The following is a 19,118-nucleotide window of genomic DNA, read 5'->3' as shown; positions in this document are numbered from 1 at the left end:
CACTACCTTACAGGGGAATGCGCCGTTAGGCTTGCCCTGAGAAATGACATAGAAGATACTTAATAAATTAATTTAATTATCTTAGTTATCATACTTAAAGCTATTCCAGCCACTTAAGTAATCTATGTTGTTGGGGCGGCGTAGCCTCGCCTCTGCCCCAAGCTTTATATATAGGACGGTCTGAATATAGGCTGTCAGTGAATAACCAGAATGATTCTGTTTTGTGCCGGTGGCTAACGTCCTTATATTTGGGTTGGAGGAGAATAAACCCTATCCATAGTCTGTGGATAGTAGAACTGCTTAGCGTTAAAAATGTAATAAAGGATATATTATATGAAAAAGTTAGTAATCGTTTCTGCTCTGGCTGCTGTATTGGGTTCGGTTGGCATGGCTCAGGCCGCTTCCACAGGTACCATCACCTTCGCAGGTGAATTGACTGCCACCACCTGTGAAGTTTTGGTTGATGGCCAGGCTGCTGATGCCCTTGTCACTCTGCCAACTGTCGGTATCAACCAGTTGAAAGTTGCGGGTAACACTGCGGGCCAAACCGGTTTCAACATGGCTTTGTCCAACTGCGAAGGCACATTGAAATCAGCTTCTGCCTTCTTTGAAGCGGGCGCTTCAGTGGATCTGGTCTCCGGTCGCCTGAAAAATATGACCGGTACTGCAACTAACGTCAGCCTGCAATTGCGTGATGCATCTAACGCATCTCAAAAAGTTATTCAGGTGGGTAACACTAATCAGATTAAAGAGACCACCTACGTTGACATCACGTCTGGTAGCGCCAATCTGCCTTACTTCGTTGAGTACTTTGCAGAAGATGCAACCGGTGCCGGTACCGTAGCCAGCAACGTTATTTATTCTATTCAGTACAAGTAAGTTATGAATGCCAGGGAGGGAAACCTCCCTAGTATTATGTATTACGAGGCATGAACGTGAAATTTTTGATGCGAAACCTATTATTGGCAGTGACGGCTTCAGTCCTGCTGGCTGCCCCCGCAGTGGCGAGTATAGTGATTACGGGTACGCGCGTAATTTACCCTTCAGATGCAAAAGAAGTCAGTGTCAAACTCAATAACGCCGGCAAGCTTCCCGTACTGGTTCAGAGCTGGATTGATAAAGGGGATGCGAATGCCAAACCTGAGTCGATCAAGGTTCCCTTTATTCTCACACCGCCGATTAATCGGGTTGAGGCTGGCAAGGGACAGACTCTGCGTATCAGCTATACCGGTGAGGCATTGCCTACGGATAAAGAATCGGTGTTCTGGCTCAATGTGCTGGAGATCCCCGCGAAGAGTAAGGTGAGCACGGCCGAAAACTATCTGCAGATGGCATTTCGCTCACGGATTAAATTCTTTTATCGACCAGTCGGGCTGCAGGGTGATGCCAACGAAGCGGCTAAAGCGGTCACTTGGACGGCAAAGGGAAATACCCTGTTGGCAAACAATCCTACTCCCTATTTTGTCTCCTTCGTTACGTTGTCGACAAGTGGTAAAAAAATAGAAGGAAGTATGGTTGCTCCTTATTCAGCCCTAACTGTCAAACTGTCTGGCCATGCGGGAAGCAAAGTTAGCGGCGAGTATGTTAATGATTATGGTGCTATCAGGAATTTTAACGCCATCATTAAATAGTTTTTAATCTTCATAGACAAGTGCAATTAATAGATGTTCAGGAGATTGTATTAAAAGGGATTTTTATGAAAAGAACTCTGTGCAACGATGTTCAGTGCAAACTTTCTCCTGTGGCTTTTGCTATGCTATTGGTCAGTTTCAATAGTTACTCTATAGAGAATATTGCCGTTTCTGAGCCGATCTCTGTGGCTCAAAATATGGAGTTTGACTCTTCTTTTCTGAATATCAGTGATGTTGCTGCTGTTGACCTCAGTCGGTTTGCCAATGGTTCCGCAATTCTGCCGGGTAACTACCGCACGGCTATCTATGTTAATGACGTGCTGATAGGCAACAAAGATGTTGAATTTAAATCCCGGGCCGATAAGTCAGTTTACCCCTGCCTGACCAATGACATCATTAAACATATTGGTTTTAATTACGATAAGCTGCCGAAAGATTTTTTTATCAGAGGCATTAAAGACGCTGCCTGTCTGGAGTTGGAAAGCACATTAGAAAATTCACACGTCAACTACGACAGTAATGAGCAGCGGCTTGATATTATCGTTCCACAGATGTATATGCAAAATGCGGCGCGTGGCAGCATCAATCCAGAACTGTGGGATAAAGGCATTCCTGCGGTTATGCTGGGCTATAACGCCAATGCCTATAGCAGCAAATCTCATGGCAGCAGTTATAGCTCGATGTATGCCGGGTTTAATGCCGGTTTAAACGTGGGGGCATGGTATCTACGGCATAACGGCTCTTATAGCTGGACGGAGAATGGCCCGAAGAAATACAGCGCGATCAATACGTATTTACAGCGAGATATTCATCCGATTTTAGGTCGCTTTTTGATTGGCCACTCCAATACCCAAGGAGTGGTGTTTGATACCTTGCCGTTTTCCGGTATCCAACTGGCCAGCGACGAGCGTATGTTGCCAGAATCGCAGCGTGGCTATGCGCCAGAGATCCGAGGTATTGCCAGAACTAGCGCCAAGGTCACGGTTCGTCAAGGCAACCAGGTGCTCTATGAGACGACTGTGACGCCCGGTGAATTTCTGATTAATGATTTATACCCGACGGGCTACGGCGGCGATCTGGAAGTTACCGTACGTGAGGCCGACGGCACGGAGCAGTCATTCCGCGTTCCCTATGCGTCAGTCACGCAACTGTTGCGTCCAGGAAATTCGCATTACTCGGCTACCGTTGGCAAATTGCGCAGTGACAGCCTGCGGGAGAAACCAGAGATCTATCAGGCCACCTACCAGTATGGTTTAACCAATTCGGTGACGGGTTACGGTGGGCTACAGGTTAACCGGCAGTATTATGCATTCCAGCTTGGGGGAGCCTTTGGAACCCGCCTTGGAGCTTTGGCGTTCGACGTCACGCAGGCGCATACCCGCCTGGTTAGCGACAATAAACCGGGCGTGAATCAGACGGGCAAAAGTATCAGCGGGCAAAGCTATCGCATCAGCTACAGCAAAGCCATCAGCGAGACCAACAGCAATCTGTCGTTGGCCGCCTATCGCTTTTCTACCGGCGGCTATATGGATTTCATGACCGCGATGCAGGCACGCGATGCGATTAGCCGCGGTTATTCATGGCAGTCGGTATGGCGGGCGAAAAATCGCTTTACCGTTACCGCAGGGCAAGGCCTGCCACAGGGCTTGGGCCAGATTTATGTGACGGGTTCGCTCCAGAACTACTGGAATAAAGACGGCAGTGAAAAGCAGCTCCAGGTGGGTTACAGCAACCGTTACCGAAACCTGACCTATGGCCTGAGTGTGAATCGCAGCTATTCCAGCTATGGCAATATCCAAAACAACTACTTGCTGAGTTTTAGCCTGCCACTAGGGAAAAATAGCCGGTCCGGAACACCGCTGTTACGCGCCGATCTGTCACACGACAGCACGGGCCGTTTTGGCCAGCAGGCCAACATTTCCGGCAGTTTTTGGGACAGTAACCCGTTTAGCTATGGGATCACGGCGATGAATGCCAACCAGGGCAGCGGGAGCAGTGGCTCAATTAATGGCCAATACCTTGGCTCCATGGCTAGTGTGGGGGGCACTTATAGCACCGGCCAGGGGTATCACAGTGCTTCGATGGGGCTGAGTGGCACCTTGATTGGTCACAGCGGCGGGGTAACCTTTACGCCGTATTCTTCCGATACTTTTGCACTGGTAGAGGCGAAAGGCGCAGAGGGAGCCAGGATCTCTTCCTTCCCTGGCATTCGCATCGACTCCCGTGGCTATGCGGTAGTGCCCTACCTGAACGCTTACCAATTTAATGACATCAGTCTCGATCCTAAAGGGACCGCTTTTGATGTGGAATTGGAGAACACGACGCAAAAGGTCGCTCCCTATTCGGGGGCCGTGGTGAAGGTAAAATATAACACCAAACGGGGTACGCCGATTCTGATCAATGCGACCTACGATGGCCAACCCGTGCCGTTCGGTGCTGACGTTATTGACCACAAAGGTAACCACGTGGGGTCTGTAGGGCAGGGTGGGCAGATCTATGCTCGGGTTGCGGAGCAGAGAGACACCTTATTGATCAAATGGGGTGAAGATAGGCTGATGCAATGTCGCGTACGCTATATCTTGATGCCAACCAAGAAGAATACCACTGCCTCGGAAATTCAGCGGTTTAACTCGATTTGTGAAGGTAATCAGGTGCCAAAAGCCTTTTCAATTATGGGCTAAATGCTGGGGTGGGGTCATGCCTTGGGCATCCAGTTAGATGCCTGGACATGCATTAACGATCGGATTAAGCGAGAGGTATTACAGTGGTGAACAAGATGAAAAAACCAACAGGGTTTAGAGTATGGTTTAAATTGACATTATACGCATTGGCGGTTTTTTCAGCTCCTCATGTACTTGCTGTTGTCACCTGTGCCGTACCTGATCCCATTGTTACCACCTTGCCGATAGCGCCACAAAACATCACGGCTGGTCCTGATATTCCTAACGGGACCGTTATCTATTCTGGCCGCTTTACGCAACAAGGGCTGGTTAGAGTCAATTGTACCAGCACCGTGGTTCCTGACTCAGGGGTGGTAAATAAATACCTGAAAATAAAAAGTACCTCGATGCCGCTATCCAGTTATAAGGGTTCTGGCAGGCATCAGTATATTTATGAAACGGGTGTGCCGGGGATTGGTATTGCCGTTTGGAAAGGAGGAGCCGGGGTCACGGAGAACGTTCCGACCCTGGTGAGCCCTTATACCATCAATGTTAAGTATGCATCGGGTACCAGCACCACGCTGGATTCCTCTTTTTCATTCGGATTGATAAAAACGGGTGATATCTCCCCTGGCACCGTTAATGGCGCTAATTTCCCCGTGGTCATATCGGCGCTAAGCAACGGCAATAATATGAATATGCCTGCGGATGCCACGTTGGCCACCGTCGCTTTTAGCGGCGTAATTAACGTCACCTCTCAAACCTGTACCACGCCGGATGTTAAAGTGCAGTTGGGAGTGTATGAAAAAAGTAAATATTTCAAAGGGAAAGGCTCCACTACCGACTGGAAGGACGCATCTATTCATTTAACTAATTGCCCCCGATTTCATGGTTACTACGCATTTGGCGGTAAAGAGGTAGAAATTACAGAGAATGGTGAGCAAACCATCCCGGCAGTAACGGCCAACGTTCTGGATCTCTCTATACAGCCCACCACGGAAATCCTCGATAGCGCCAATGGCGTGATGGCGGTGAGTGCGGCAGGTAGCGATGTGGCGGCGACAGGGGTAGGGATACAGTTCGGGCGAGGGCGGGTTTCCGGTACGCCGGTGCCGTTCAACTTCGCTGGCCCAAATCGCTATACGCCGCCGGCTGACGGCAACCCGTCATATACCATTCCTTTAGTGGCCAGGTATATCCAGACAGAGTCGGATATCACGCCAGGCCGGGCCGATGGCAAAGCCGTGTTTACCATTAATTATTATTAGGTTAGACGGGCGGGCACCCCTACGATCGTTGCGGCGTTGCCGCTATCGTTGCCAGCGGCGCAGCAAACGGCTCTTTAACCCGGTATCAAAGCGCCAGATATGGTCGAAGATGCGCATGATGCCAGGTTTGCCATAGGCTGACATTGCCACCGCATGAAAACGTTGCTGGTGGCTTTGCTGCTGCGATTTCACCTTCTTTATCACCTCATCCGGCAGGCGTTGGGCAATAAAGTCGGAAATGATCACCGCATCGGCGTCAAACCAGTCGCTTTCCGCCATTTTGCTCACCGTAGCATTCAGGCAGGCGGCCAAATCTGTGCCACCACGGAAATGCTGGCCCAGGAAACGCACGGCTTGCTCGATACCACTGGCGGCCGTCAGCTCATAGTGCACAATCTGGCTGGCGAACAGCATGATGTAGCAGCGGCGGTTGTCTGCCAGTGCGATACGCAGCAGTGCCAGGCAAAAGGCTTTGGCACATTGCTCGTTAAAGCCGCCCATCGAGCCGGAAGTATCGACGCAAACAATAAACGGCCCGCGAGGCTGCTGGTCCTGCTGCTGATGGGTAACCTGACGCATCATGATCTGTTCCTGCCAGGCATCCCCTTGCAGGCGATAGGTCAACAAGCGTTTCTCCAGCAGCCGCCGATAAAACTCAAACTCCAGCTCTTCGATACCCAACGCCGCCAGCTCGGGGGGTAATAGCCGCAGGATATCGTCGCTTTGGTGTATGCCACTGACCTCTTCCGGCTGAATGGCGGGAACCTGCACCATCACCCGAAACGGTTCCGGCTGCGCATCTTGCTGTGGCACCGCTTTTGCTTCGTAGCTGCGACCCAACTGCTGCGCCAGTTTTTGCAGCTCCGGCTGCTGTTGCAGGAAGTCGCCGTATTCCACCAGCCGTTGGTAATCACCGCGTTGCAACTGACCTTTGCTCATATCCCATAAGCGGCCTGCGGCCGTGTCGTTTTCCGCTAGCACCGGTTCCAGCGCGCCGCTCAGCGCCAGCCGTTCTTGCAGCTCAGCCATTAGCTGTTCACGCTCCTGCTCCAGCAACTTATGATGCAGCATGGTGGCCTGTAATGTCAGGCTAATGCGCCAACGTTGTAGAAATAGGGTCTGGAAGCTGCCATCGAGCGAATGCGATGGCAGATCGGCGGCGTCGACCATGCTCCGTGCCTGGGCGTAAAACGGGGATGCGCAGTGGCGTAACAGATCGAGCGTATCATTAAGGTTTTGCGAAAACTGACCGTGGCTTTCCAATTGACACTGTTGATAACGATAAAACTCTTGAGCCAGCACCGGCGGTACCGCGGCTTGTTGTATGCGATCTTTGAGTTTTAACTTCCACTGAGGCAGATCGCGATTTATCGCCCGCCTTATCGCCGGAAATTTTTTGAAAAACACCACCAGTTGCGGCGTGGCCAACATGCCGATGATCAGTTCTTCGATTAGCTCGCCTTCGGAGATCGACAGCAGCATATCGAGCGTTTCGAGGCTTAGCATTTACTGGCCGCGCATTTGTTGGGACAGCTGTTTGATTTGTTCGGCAACCTGCAACAGGCTGGCTTCAATTTTTGCCAATCCGGCGGCGGGGGTAAACAGGCAAGGCTGATGCTGGCTGAATAACCGCCGCTGTTCCGCCTGGCGTTGGCTTAAGGTTTCTATTTCGTCCAGGAATTCCGGTGGGGTTCCGCCGGTGGGTTTACCCGGCAAGGCCAGCAATGAAGGCTGACGGCTAACGTCCAACACGGTCAGATACAACTGGTCGTCGACCTCCAGAACGATCTGCTGGGCAAAACCAATGCCGTTGAGCTTGGCGCGCACCTCGCCCCCTTTTTGCAGCCAGTTTTCCAGCATGCTGCTTTCGATACTCAGATGGTTAACCTGGATGTCGTGCAGCTGTAGCGGTTTTTGCAGCAGCAAGGTCAACGTGGTGCCAGTGAGGGGCTGCTCCAGCACGTATTGGGGTTTACGGCTGAACATGCCGCCTTTTTTCACCAGTTGGATGGCCTGGCGATGGCTCTGCTGCTGTTGATGCTGCATCCAACGGGTGTGGACCTGCTGTAGCTGGATTAACAAGGTTTGCTGCTGGTAAGCCTGCTCGGTCAGCAACTGATCGATCTGTTGCTGTAACAGCTTTAATGATGACCGATCGTGCCACAGACAGTCTTTTAGCAGCATTAAATCCACCGGCACGATGGTGTCGCGCCCGCTGAAAAAGGCGCAGGCCTGCAGCAGGCGCAGGGATTTTTTCCAACGACGATCGGAAACATAAGGAGCCTGTTCCAAGGCGTCTAACCGTTGACGCAGCAAGAAGATTAGCTCAAAGCAGTTTTCCGGCAGTTTGACCTTATCGATCAGCGGTTGCCACTGATGGAATTCTTCATCGCTGATGCTCAGTGCCTCGGGCACCGGGTTGTCGCTTTCATTCTGGCGGGTGACCAACAGCGAGCGAAAATTCTGCTTATCCTGCACCTTGTCGAGCCACAGCCGGATCAGCATTCGGTCATACAATGCCTCAAGGCTGCTATCGGCCTCGGGGAGCTCATTGGAGGCGGTGACCAGCAGGCGTAGCGGAATGGGCTCTTCACTATTACCGTTGCGGAATCGGCGTTCGTTGATCGCGGTCAGCAAGGTATTGAGGATAGCCGGACCAGCCTTCCAGATCTCATCAAGAAAGACGATCTCGGCTTCGGGCAGGTAACCCGCAGTCAGGCGTTGATAACGGCCTTCATCCTTTAATGCCTGGATAGACAATGGACCAAACACCTCTTCCGGCGTGGAAAAGCGCGTCATCAGGTATTCAAAGGAGCGAGCGCTGCGGAAGGCATATTTGAGTCGACGGGCGATCAGGCTCTTGGCGATCCCCGGCGGGCCGAGCAGGAACACGCTTTCGCCGCACAGTGCTGCCAGCAGGCACAGCCTGATAGCCTCTTGCCGTTCATAAAGGCCGCTCTCCAGCGCACTGCTGAGGCGGGAGATCCGTTCTGCCAGAAGTGTTGATGACGCCATAAAATAGCTCGTGTTGTCCGGAGGTTAGAGCCCGTAGCCCAGGCTGACAGCCAATCTTGCTAGAGAATCCAATGATAAACCATCATTATTTTTAGCCCTATAGCTTGTTGATTAGTAAAATTTTTCTATGCTCAACAAGGGGGCTTGTTCACATTTTGTTTATTTTTGGGGTCCGATATAAGAGTAGGCAAGTAGTATAAATGATGCATACTGTGCGCCTTTTACAGGGTGTGATGGATCTTGGAGCCCGTATCTTTAGCCTGATGCGGATGCGTCGGTTGACGGATGATCTAGCAAAAGAAGCAAACTATGAGCACAGAACATAAACAGTCTTTATCGGCGGTTACCCTGGCGGCTATTGGGGTCGTTTACGGTGATATCGGCACCAGCCCGCTCTATACCTTGCGAGAATGTTTTTCCGGCCACTACGGTTTTGACGTCCGCCCCGATGTGGTGTTTGGCTTCCTTTCTTTAATCTTCTGGATGTTGATTGTCATCGTCTCCCTGAAATATCTCACCTATGTCATGCGGGCGGATAACGCCGGTGAAGGCGGGATACTGACGCTGATGTCTTTGGCTGGTCGCCATACCTCGGCGCGCACTACCTCTTTTCTGGTGATCCTGGGCCTGATTGGTGGCAGTTTCTTCTATGGCGAGGTGGTGATCACCCCGGCGATATCGGTGATGTCGGCGATCGAAGGGCTGGAGATTGCCGCTCCGTCGTTGGATCCCTATATCGTCCCGCTTTCCATTCTGGTACTGACCTTACTGTTTGTGATCCAAAAACACGGTACTGGCAGCGTGGGTAAACTGTTTGCCCCGGTGATGCTGCTGTGGTTTATCGTGTTGGCGGTACTGGGTGCGCGCAGCATTATTGCCAACCCGGAAGTGTTGCAGGCGCTGAACCCGAAATGGGCGTTCAACTTTTTTGTTGAATATAAGAAGGTGTCGTTCTTCGCGCTTGGCGCGGTAGTGCTGTCGATTACCGGTGTGGAAGCGCTGTATGCCGATATGGGCCACTTTGGTAAATTCCCGATCCGCTTGGCCTGGTTCACCGTGGTGCTGCCTTCATTGGTGCTCAACTATTTTGGCCAAGGGGCGCTGCTGCTGAAAAACCCGGAGGCGATCAAGAACCCGTTCTTCCTGTTGGCACCGGACTGGGCGCTGATCCCACTGCTGATATTGGCCACGCTGGCTACGGTGATCGCCTCACAGGCGGTGATTTCCGGCGTGTTCTCTTTGACTCGTCAGGCGGTGCGCCTGGGCTATCTGTCACCGATGCGTATCATTCATACTTCGGAAATGGAATCCGGCCAGATCTACATTCCGGTGATCAACTGGACCCTGTATATCGCCGTGGTATTGGTGATTGTCGGCTTCGAGCACTCCAGCAACCTGGCTGCGGCCTATGGTATTGCGGTGACCGGCACCATGGTACTGACCAGTATCCTGATCACCTCCGTGGCCATCAAGAACTGGCATTGGAATCGCTTTATGGTGGGGGGCATTCTGGCGATCCTGCTGATTATCGATGTGCCGATGTTCTCTGCTAACGCCCTGAAGTTGTTCTCCGGTGGTTGGCTGCCGTTGACGCTGGCGCTGGTGATGTTCCTGATTATGATCACCTGGAAGAGCGAACGCTTCCGTCTGCTGCGCCGGATGCATGAACACGGTAACTCCCTTGAAGCGCTGATTGCCTCACTGGAAAAATCGCCACCGGTTCGCGTGCCGGGCACCGCAGTGTTTATGTCCCGTGCCATTAACGTGATCCCGTTTGCCCTGCTGCATAACCTCAAGCACAACAAGGTGCTGCATGAGCGGGTGGTACTGCTGACCTTGCGTACCGAAGATGCTCCTTATGTGCATAACGTTCGCCGGGTGACGATCGAACAACTGTCGCCGACCTTCTGGCGGGTAGTGGCCAGCTATGGTTGGCGTGAAACGCCGAACGTCGAGGAAGTCTTCCACCGCTGCGGATTGGAAGGGCTGCCATGTCGGATGATGGAGACATCGTTCTTTATGTCTCATGAGTCGCTGATCCTCACCAAACGGCCTTGGTACCTGTTCCTGCGCGGTAAGCTGTTTATCGCCCTGAGCCGCAATGCGTTGCGGGCTGCCGATCAGTTTGAGATCCCGCCAAACCGGGTGATCGAACTGGGAACCCAGGTCGAAATCTAAATCAGGGGCTCAGCATTGGCTGGGCCTTATTTTTTATCCGCACTTTTGTTGAATGCCATCGAAACGTTTCGATGACGATCACATTTCCATCATTTCTAGGTTGCCTTCCCCTGCCGTTTTTCTAAACTGACTCACGAGCGAAACGTTTCGCTGATGGAGTTTAATCATGAAAAAAGGCGTACTACTGAATTCTGACGTTTCTGCGGTGATCTCTCGTCTGGGTCATACCGACCAGATCGCTATTTGTGATGCAGGCTTGCCAATCCCGGCCGTGACGCCGCGTATCGATCTGGCTCTGACCAAGGGAGTGCCCACATTTTTGCAGGTGGTCGGCGTGGTCACGCAGGAAATGCAGGTAGAAAGTGCCATCCTGGCGGAAGAGATCGTCAAGCATAACCCGTCGCTCCATGAAGCGTTGCTGGCGCAATTGATGCAACTGGGTCAACGCCAGGGTAATACCATCAGCATTAGCTATATCAGCCACAGCGCGTTTAAAGCGCAAACCGAACACAGCCGGGCCGTGGTCCGCAGCGGAGAATGTTCGCCTTACGCGAACGTGATCCTGTGCTCCGGCGTAACCTTCTGAGGCGCCTATGCAACCTTTACTGCAACTGAAAGGGATCGATAAAGCCTTTCCCGGCGTGAAGGCGCTGTCTGGCGCCGCGCTCAGCGTTTATCCCGGCAGGGTCATGGCGCTGGTGGGTGAAAACGGTGCCGGCAAATCCACCATGATGAAAGTGCTGACCGGTATCTATAAAAAGGATGCGGGCAGCCAGTATTTCCTCGGTAATGAAGTGGCCTTCAACGGGCCAAAAGAATCGCAGGAAGCGGGTATCGGCATCATCCACCAGGAACTAAACCTGATCCCACAGCTGACCATTGCCGAGAACATCTTTCTTGGCCGTGAGTTTGTTAACCGCTTTGGCCGCATCGACTGGAAACGTATGTATGCCGAAGCGGACAAACTGCTGGCGCGTTTGAACCTGCGTTACAGCAGCCACCGGCTGGTGGGGGAATTATCGATTGGCGATCAGCAAATGGTGGAAATCGCCAAGGTGCTGAGCTTTGAATCCAAAGTCATCATCATGGATGAGCCGACCGATGCCCTGACCGATACCGAAACCGCCTCGCTGTTTAACGTGATCAGGGAACTGAAGGCCCAAGGGTGCGGCATTGTTTACATTTCCCACCGCCTGATAGAGATCTTCGAAATCTGCGACGATGTGACCGTGCTGCGTGACGGGCAATTTATTGCCGAGCGGCCGGTTGCCGAACTGGATGAAGATTCGCTGATTGAAATGATGGTTGGCCGCAAGCTGGAAGAACAATATCCACGCCTGAATCTGCCGCGTGGTGAAAAACGCTTGCAGGTGAGCCACGTTTCCGGCCCCGGCGTACATGACGTCAGCTTTACTTTATATAGCGGCGAGATTTTAGGCGTGGCTGGCCTGATGGGGGCCGGGCGTACCGAACTGATGAAGATCCTGTACGGTGCGGCACCGCGTAAAAGCGGCACGGTGAACCTGGATGGCCATGAGGTGGTGACCCGTACTCCTCAGGATGGCCTGGCAAACGGTATCGTCTATATCTCCGAAGACCGTAAGCGCGATGGCCTGGTGTTGGGGATGTCGGTCAAAGAAAACATGTCGCTGACCGCGCTGCGCTACTTCAGCCGCGCCGGTGGTAGCCTGAAACATGCCGACGAGCAGATCGCCGTCAGCGATTTTATCCGCCTGTTCAATATCAAAACGCCGTCGATGGAGCAGCCAATTGGTCTGCTTTCCGGCGGCAATCAGCAAAAAGTGGCGATTGCCCGTGGCTTGATGACCCGGCCAAAGGTGCTGATCCTCGACGAACCGACGCGTGGTGTCGACGTGGGGGCCAAAAAAGAGATCTATCAGTTAATCAACCAGTTCAAACAGGAAGGGCTGAGTATCATTCTGGTGTCTTCGGAAATGCCGGAGGTGCTGGGCATGAGTGACCGCATTCTGGTGATGCACGAAGGCCACCTCAGCGGCGAATTCCCGATTGAACAGGCCACCCAGGAAGTGTTGATGGCTGCGGCCGTCGGCAAGCAATACGGCGTAAAGCAGGAGTAATCAGATATGAGTTCACAAAGTGTCGCAGCTAAGCGCTGGTTCAGTAAAGAGTGGCTGTTGGAGCAGAAATCGCTGATTGCCCTGTTGGTGCTGATTGCCGTGGTTTCCTCCATGAGCCCGAATTTCTTCACCGTTAATAACCTGTTCAATATTTTGCAGCAAACCTCGGTCAACGCCATTATGGCGGTTGGCATGACGCTGGTGATCCTGACCTCCGGTATCGATTTGTCGGTTGGCTCACTGTTGGCGCTGACCGGGGCGGTAGCCGCTTCGATTGTCGGGTTTGAGGTCAATGCAGTGGTAGCTGTAGCCGCTGCGCTGGCGCTGGGGGCGGCCGTCGGGGCCTGCACCGGGATTATTGTCGCCAAAGGTAAGGTTCAGGCGTTTATTGCCACCCTGGTGATGATGCTGTTACTGCGCGGTGTCACCATGGTGTACACCAACGGCAGCCCGGTCAATACCGGCTTTACCGACGTTGCCGACGCCTTCGGTTGGTTCGGGATTGGCCGCCCGCTGGGGGTTCCGACCCCAATCTGGATCATGGCCATCGTGTTTATCGCCGCCTGGTATATGCTGCATCACACCCGCCTTGGCCGCTATATCTATGCGCTGGGTGGCAACGAAGCGGCTACCCGTCTTTCCGGTATCAGCGTCGATAAAGTTAAAATTATCGTTTACTCCCTGTGTGGCCTGTTGGCGGCATTGGCGGGAGTCATTGAAGTGGCGCGCCTGTCCTCCGCGCAACCTACTGCGGGTACCGGCTATGAGCTGGATGCTATCGCGGCGGTCGTGCTGGGTGGTACTAGCCTGGCGGGCGGTAAAGGGCGTATCGTCGGTACACTGATCGGGGCGCTGATCCTTGGCTTCCTGAACAACGGTTTGAATTTACTGGGTGTTTCTTCCTACTACCAAATGATCGTGAAAGCAGCCGTTATTCTGCTGGCGGTTCTGGTAGACAACAAAAGTAACAAGTAACCTCTCCCCTACAGGAATCACGACCATGAAAATGAAAAAACTGGCAACCTTAGTTTCGGTCATCGCGTTAAGCGCCACCCTGAGTGCTAACGCCTTGGCAAAAGACACCATCGCGCTGGTGGTCTCTACGCTCAACAACCCGTTCTTTGTTTCGATGAAAGAGGGGGCGCAGTTGGAAGCCAACAAACTGGGTTATAACCTGGTGGTGCTGGACTCCCAGAACAACCCGGCGAAAGAGTTGGCCAACGTGCAGGATCTGATGGTACAGAATCCGAAGCTGCTGCTGATTAACCCAACCGACTCTGATGCGGTAGGTAATGCCATCAAGATGGCTAACCAGGCCAAGATCCCGGTGATTACGCTGGACCGCATGGCGGCCAAAGGCGAAGTGGTGAGCCATATCGCTTCCGATAACCGCGTGGGCGGTAAAATGGCCGGTGATTATATCGCTCAAAAAGCGGGTACTGACGCCAAGGTGATTCAGCTGGAAGGCATTGCCGGGACCTCTGCTGCCCGTGAACGTGGCGAAGGCTTCCAACAGTCACTGGCGCAGAACAAGTTTAAACTGCTGGCTAGCCAACCGGCTGACTTCGATCGCACCAAGGGCCTGAACGTCATGCAGAACCTGCTGACCGCGCATCCAGATGTGCAGGCTGTGTTTGCCCAGAACGATGAAATGGCACTGGGCGCGCTGCGTGCGCTGCAAACTGCCGGTAAAACTGATGTGATCGTGGTTGGCTTCGATGGTACGGCCGACGGCGTGAAAGCGGTTGAAGGCGGCAAATTGGCGGCTACCGTGGCGCAGCGCCCGGATCAGATCGGCGTGATCGGCGTAGAAACGGCCGATAAAATCTTGAAAGGCGAGAAAGTACCGGCGACTATCCCGGTTGATTTGAAACTGGTTACCAAGTAAGTCACCTCCAGCGCCATCGGAACGGGGCGTGACGATGGCGCGCAATGTAAGGGATCTCTGTGATGGAAACAGCAAAGCTGGTGGTGTTGGGCAGCATCAATGCCGACCATATCCTCAATATCAAACAGTTTCCCCAGCCGGGCGAAACGGTGATCGGCCAGCAGTATAAGGTCGCCTTCGGTGGTAAAGGGGCTAATCAGGCAGTGGCTGCCGGGCGCAGCGGTGCGGATATTGCCTTTATTGCCTGCGTCGGCGCTGACGATATTGGTGAACGTATTCGCCAACAACTGGCTAGCGATCGCATTGATACCCAACCGATAGAAGCTATCGCTGATAACACCACCGGCGTGGCGCTGATTTTCGTCAATGCCGAAGGTGAGAACGTGATTGGTATTGATGCCGGTGCCAATGCGGCAGTGACTCCTGATTATCTCAACCGCTATCAGCAAAAGATTATCGATGCCGATGCGTTACTGATGCAGCTTGAGTCACCGCTGGAAACGGTCATTGCCGCCGCCAAGCTGGCGAAGCAGCACCAGACCCAGGTGATCCTCAACCCGGCTCCGGCCTGTGAGCTGCCTGATGAATTGTTAGCCATGATCGATATGATCACCCCGAACGAAACCGAAGCCCAGCGCCTGACAGGTGTTGCGGTCAACAACGATGCTGATGCCGAACGTGCTGCCAACATCCTGCATGGCAAAGGTATCGGCTGTGTGATTATCACCCTCGGTAGCCGTGGCGTGTGGCTGAGTGAAAACGGCAAGGGTAAGTTGGTGCCGGGCTTTAAGGTCAAAGCGGTGGACACCATTGCGGCCGGTGATACGTTCAACGGTGCCTTGGTCACGGCTTTGCTCGAAGGCAAGGTGATGAGTGATGCGGTGCGTTTCGCGCATGCGGCGGCGGCGATTGCCGTTACCCGGCCTGGCGCTCAGCCTTCCGTGCCGTGGCGTGAAGAGATTGACGCCTTCTTGCAGCAACAAGGATAACGCTTTGGCTACCATGAAAGATGTCGCCCGCCTGGCGGGTGTTTCAACCTCGACGGTTTCGCACGTAATCAATAACAATCGCTTTGTCAGCGACAGCGTGCGTGACAAAGTCATGGTGGCCGTAGAACAGCTTAACTATGCCCCTTCCGCACTGGCGCGTAGCCTGAAACTTAACACTACGCGCACCATCGGCATGCTGGTGACCTCCAGCAACAACCCGTTTTATGCAGAAGTAGTGCGTGGTGTTGAACGCAGCTGCTATGAGCGTGGCTACAGCCTGATCCTGTGTAATACCGAAGAAGACGTGGCGCGTATGAACAGCAGCATGGAAACGCTGCTGCAAAAGCGGGTGGATGGCCTGTTGGTGATGTGTACCGAAAACCACCGTCCTTCGCAGGATGCGCTGAGTCGCTATCCCTCGTTACCTATCGTGATGATGGATTGGTCACCGTTCGAAGGGGCCAACGATATCATTCAGGATAACTCGTTGCTGGGCGGCGAAATGGCTACCGATCATCTGATCGCCCGTGGTTATCGCCAAATTGCCTGCATCGCCGGGCCGTTGGATAAAACCACTGCGCGTCATCGTTTGGAAGGTTATCGCCGTGCCATGCAGCGTGCAGGCCTGGCAATACTTCCTGGCTATGAGGTGTACTGCGATTTTGAGTTTGAAGGGGGCGTGCATGCCATGAAGCAGTTGCTGGCGTTGGCCGAGCCTCCTCATGCGGTATTTGCTGGTAATGATGCCGTCGCCGTGGGCGTCTATCAGGCGCTGTATCAGGCTGGGCTGACGGTACCACAAGATATGGCCGTAATGGGCTATGACGATATTGAACTGGCGAAATATCTGGCCCCGCCGCTCAGCACCATTCATCAGCCCAAAGACTCGCTGGGGGAGTTGGCGGTCGACGCGCTAATCAACCGCCTGCAAAACCCTGAACGTGATGCCCAGATCCTGGTGCTGACGCCTGAGCTGGTGGAGCGGGCCTCCGTTGGCCATCGTTAACCCGCCCTCTTGGCTTTTTTGCGTGATTTCTCTCTACCGGTGATCAGATTATTGCCGTCTTTCCTTCTTAGCAGTAGAAAGACGAAGGCCGACGCCACGGTCACTATCCCCATGGTAATAAAGGTGTAGTGGAACTGATCGATCATGGTGCCGATCTCCATCGCCCCATAGAAGCGCAGCACAGCGGCGCTGATCGCCACGCCAAAGCTGATCGACAACTGTTGAGTCACTGCCAGCACGCTGTTACCGGAACTGGCGTTGCCATCATTCAGATCGGCCAGGCTGATGGTATTCATGGCGGTAAACTGCGTCGACATCGCCATCCCTAAAATAAACAGCGGCAAAATCATCAGCCATAGCGGCATACCCGGGCTTTGTAGCGAGAATTGCGCAATCAGCACCCCAATAACGATAGTGATACCAACCAGCGTCTTGCGATAACCAAACCAGCGTAGCACCTGAGTGACGGTCGACTTCGCCATCAGAGAACCCACCGCCGTCGGGGCCATCATGCAACCGGCAACGATCGCCGAATAGCCAAAGGCCACCTGCAACATCAATGGCATCAGAAAGGGCACACAGCCGGTCCCCAAACGGGAGGCCACGTTACCGGCGATGCCGACGGAAAAGGTACGGGTCTTGAACAGATCCAGCCCTATCAACGGTTGAGCATGGCGGCGGGCGTGGATGACGTAGCCAAACAGCATCACAAAGCCGCTGAGAAATACCCCCAGAGAAATGTAATTGGCCAGCACCTGTTCGCCAAACAGCTCCAGACCGGTGGAAATTAGCACCAGACTAAGGCCAAACAGCATAAAACCGATGAAATCGAACGGCCGCTTCGGCGTGGTGAAGTCCGGCATGTATTTACGGGCATAAACGATGCCGAGTAGGCCTATCGGGATGTTAATCAGGAAGATCCAATGCCAGGTGGCGTAGGTGACCAGCCAACCGCCCAGCAGCGGCCCCATGATGGGTCCCACCAGGCCGGGCATGGTGACAAAGTTCAGCACCGGCAACAGCTCACTGCGCGGATAAGCCCGCAACAGGGCAAGGCGCGCCACCGGCATCATCATCGCGCCGCCAATCCCCTGCAAAATGCGTGAGGCGACCAGGAAACTCAGCGTGGGTGACAGGGCACACAATAGTGAGCCGAAGGTGAACAGCGACACGGCGATGATAAACACCCGGCGGGTACCGAAGCGATCGGCCAGCCAGCCACTCACCGGGATTAGCATTGCGACCGTCAAGGTGTAACTGATCACCGCCGACTGCATCGCCAGGGGGGAACGATCCAGGCTGTGGGCTATCGCTGGTAAGGCGGTATTGAGAATTGTGGCATCCAACGCCTGCATAAAGAACGCCATCGCGGCGATCCAGGGTAACCCGGCCATGCTGCGTGCAGATTTTGTCATTGTTAGTCCATCTTTCTTCTATATATAGCTACGGAGTTTACGCATTACCCCGTAATAACGTTTGGCAGGCTGCGAGTGCTGCGGTGCTGTCACCGGCAAGGATGGCATCCACGATGGCCTGATGGTGCTGTAGTTTTATCACTTCATTGCCGGTGATGGCACGGAAATAGCTTTGATAGACCGAACTGAACAGGTTGGCGAACGAAGTCAGAAACGGATTGGCGCTGGCTTCATAGATCAGTTGGTGATACTGGGTATCGACCTCAATCCAGCGTTCACGGTCAAAATCCTGGTGTAGCGCCTGCATCTCAGCCATCAGCGCAATTAATTGCGCCTTTTGCACATGGCTGGCATTAGTCGCGGCCAATGAGCAGGCTTGTGGTTCAAGCGAGGTGCGCAGGATGAGAAAATGCTGCATCACCTGGCCGAAGTTCTCTTTGGTCATCCACCAGGTCAGTAGATCCTGATCGAGGAAGTTCCATTGGCCTTGCGGCATCACCCGGGTACCGATGCGGGGGCGCGGTAGCAGCATGCCTTTGGCCGCCAGCATTTTCACTGCTTCACGCACCGCAGTGCGGCTGACGCCAAACTGTTCTGCCAAATCCATCTCGCCGGGCAGGATACTGCCGGCTTGATATTCACCGGCCAGGATCTGTTGGCCGAGCTTTTCTGCCAGCAGATAAGAAAGATTACGCTGTGCGGCCTGTTGTTGAGCATCAAATTGCATGGCTGCGGTTCCTTTAACTGCATTGTTATCTTTCATTTTACGCCAGGGAACGCCCGCTGTTACGGCTGTTTTCGAGGAAAAGTGGCAAAAACGCTGAACAAGACAGCGTTTTGCCGAAAAAAGCCGCGCTTGAAAAGTTTTTTGAATTTAAGGGTTGCGCCCTTCTGAGAACTCCCTATAATGCGCCTCCACTGACCGGGAACAACGACTCCTCTAACGAGAACCAAGTCGCCCAGCCAGGA

The 19,118-nt window shown here is 53.4% G+C and carries 16 protein-coding genes; 11 read left to right on the top strand and 5 right to left on the bottom strand.

The window, feature by feature from the left end:
- Positions 1-333: 333 nt before the first annotated feature.
- The 4 genes from ACRDCA_RS24645 to ACRDCA_RS24630 all read left to right on the top strand — a co-directional run bounded on the left by ACRDCA_RS24645 (position 334) and on the right by ACRDCA_RS24630 (position 5,559).
- Positions 334-879 (top strand): fimbrial protein, encoded by a 546-nt coding sequence (locus ACRDCA_RS24645; RefSeq protein ID WP_438691891.1) that lies wholly within the window; start codon positions 334-336, stop codon positions 877-879.
- A 68-nt stretch (positions 880-947) separates the two neighbouring features.
- Positions 948-1,631, top strand: a complete 684-nt coding sequence (locus ACRDCA_RS24640) for a fimbria/pilus periplasmic chaperone (protein ID WP_438691906.1) — start codon at positions 948-950, stop codon at positions 1,629-1,631.
- A 65-nt stretch (positions 1,632-1,696) separates the two neighbouring features.
- A complete protein-coding gene (locus tag ACRDCA_RS24635) occupies positions 1,697-4,312 on the top strand; it encodes a fimbria/pilus outer membrane usher protein (RefSeq protein WP_438691890.1) in 2,616 nt (871 codons plus the stop codon).
- Positions 4,313-4,407: 95 nt separating this feature from the next.
- Positions 4,408-5,559: a fimbrial protein gene (locus ACRDCA_RS24630; RefSeq protein WP_438691889.1), complete on the top strand. Its 1,152-nt coding sequence runs from the start codon at positions 4,408-4,410 to the stop codon at positions 5,557-5,559.
- A 42-nt stretch (positions 5,560-5,601) separates the two neighbouring features.
- On the opposite strand, the gene viaA is transcribed toward ACRDCA_RS24630, so the two are convergent.
- Both viaA and ravA read right to left on the bottom strand, forming a co-directional pair.
- On the bottom strand, positions 5,602-7,065 hold the full coding sequence (gene viaA, locus ACRDCA_RS24625; protein WP_438691888.1) for an ATPase RavA stimulator ViaA: 1,464 nt from the start codon (positions 7,063-7,065) through the stop codon (positions 5,602-5,604).
- The gene (ravA, locus tag ACRDCA_RS24620; protein ID WP_438691887.1) at positions 7,066-8,574 is read right to left on the bottom strand and encodes an ATPase RavA; all 1,509 of its coding nucleotides are present in this window, start codon (positions 8,572-8,574) and stop codon (positions 7,066-7,068) included. It abuts the gene before it with no gap.
- Positions 8,575-8,883: 309 nt separating this feature from the next.
- Between ravA and kup the strand changes: the two genes are divergently transcribed.
- From kup to rbsR, 7 genes are all read left to right on the top strand, one after another.
- Positions 8,884-10,752 carry a low affinity potassium transporter Kup gene (kup, locus tag ACRDCA_RS24615; protein WP_438691886.1) on the top strand — a complete coding sequence of 623 codons (1,869 nt, stop codon included), beginning with the start codon at positions 8,884-8,886 and terminating at the stop codon, positions 10,750-10,752.
- A 166-nt stretch (positions 10,753-10,918) separates the two neighbouring features.
- Positions 10,919-11,338 carry a D-ribose pyranase gene (gene rbsD / locus ACRDCA_RS24610; protein ID WP_438691885.1) on the top strand — a complete coding sequence of 140 codons (420 nt, stop codon included), beginning with the start codon at positions 10,919-10,921 and terminating at the stop codon, positions 11,336-11,338.
- Between the two features lie 7 nt (positions 11,339-11,345).
- On the top strand, positions 11,346-12,851 hold the full coding sequence (rbsA, locus tag ACRDCA_RS24605; RefSeq protein ID WP_438691884.1) for a ribose ABC transporter ATP-binding protein RbsA: 1,506 nt from the start codon (positions 11,346-11,348) through the stop codon (positions 12,849-12,851).
- A gap of 6 nt (positions 12,852-12,857) precedes the next feature.
- Positions 12,858-13,826, top strand: coding sequence for a ribose ABC transporter permease (gene rbsC, locus ACRDCA_RS24600; RefSeq protein WP_025123151.1), 969 nt, complete (start codon positions 12,858-12,860; stop codon positions 13,824-13,826).
- 25 nt (positions 13,827-13,851) lie between these two features.
- Positions 13,852-14,739 (top strand): ribose ABC transporter substrate-binding protein RbsB, encoded by an 888-nt coding sequence (rbsB, locus tag ACRDCA_RS24595; protein WP_025123152.1) that lies wholly within the window; start codon positions 13,852-13,854, stop codon positions 14,737-14,739.
- Between the two features lie 62 nt (positions 14,740-14,801).
- Entirely contained in the window at positions 14,802-15,728 is a 927-nt protein-coding gene (gene rbsK / locus ACRDCA_RS24590) for a ribokinase (RefSeq protein ID WP_438691883.1), read from the top strand.
- Between the two features lie 4 nt (positions 15,729-15,732).
- Positions 15,733-16,734 carry a ribose operon transcriptional repressor RbsR gene (gene rbsR / locus ACRDCA_RS24585; protein ID WP_438691882.1) on the top strand — a complete coding sequence of 334 codons (1,002 nt, stop codon included), beginning with the start codon at positions 15,733-15,735 and terminating at the stop codon, positions 16,732-16,734.
- Here rbsR and mdtD read toward each other — a convergent pair.
- The 3 genes from mdtD to ACRDCA_RS24570 form a co-directional block, all read right to left on the bottom strand.
- Complete coding sequence (gene mdtD / locus ACRDCA_RS24580; protein WP_438691881.1) at positions 16,731-18,149, bottom strand: multidrug transporter subunit MdtD; 1,419 nt, start codon at positions 18,147-18,149, stop codon at positions 16,731-16,733. The two genes, rbsR and mdtD, sit on opposite strands and share 4 nt — an antisense overlap.
- Before the next feature lie 37 nt (positions 18,150-18,186).
- Positions 18,187-18,876 carry a FadR/GntR family transcriptional regulator gene (locus ACRDCA_RS24575; RefSeq protein ID WP_438691880.1) on the bottom strand — a complete coding sequence of 230 codons (690 nt, stop codon included), beginning with the start codon at positions 18,874-18,876 and terminating at the stop codon, positions 18,187-18,189.
- Between the two features lie 59 nt (positions 18,877-18,935).
- On the bottom strand, positions 18,936-19,118 hold a 183-nt coding region (locus tag ACRDCA_RS24570; RefSeq protein WP_438691879.1), incomplete at its 5' end, for a hypothetical protein.

It is taken from the genome of Serratia sp. (in: enterobacteria), assembly GCF_051654945.1.
GTDB lineage: Bacteria > Pseudomonadota > Gammaproteobacteria > Enterobacterales > Enterobacteriaceae > Chania.
Note: the sequence above shows the minus strand (reverse complement) of the source record. Positions and strands in the feature narration are given on the sequence as shown.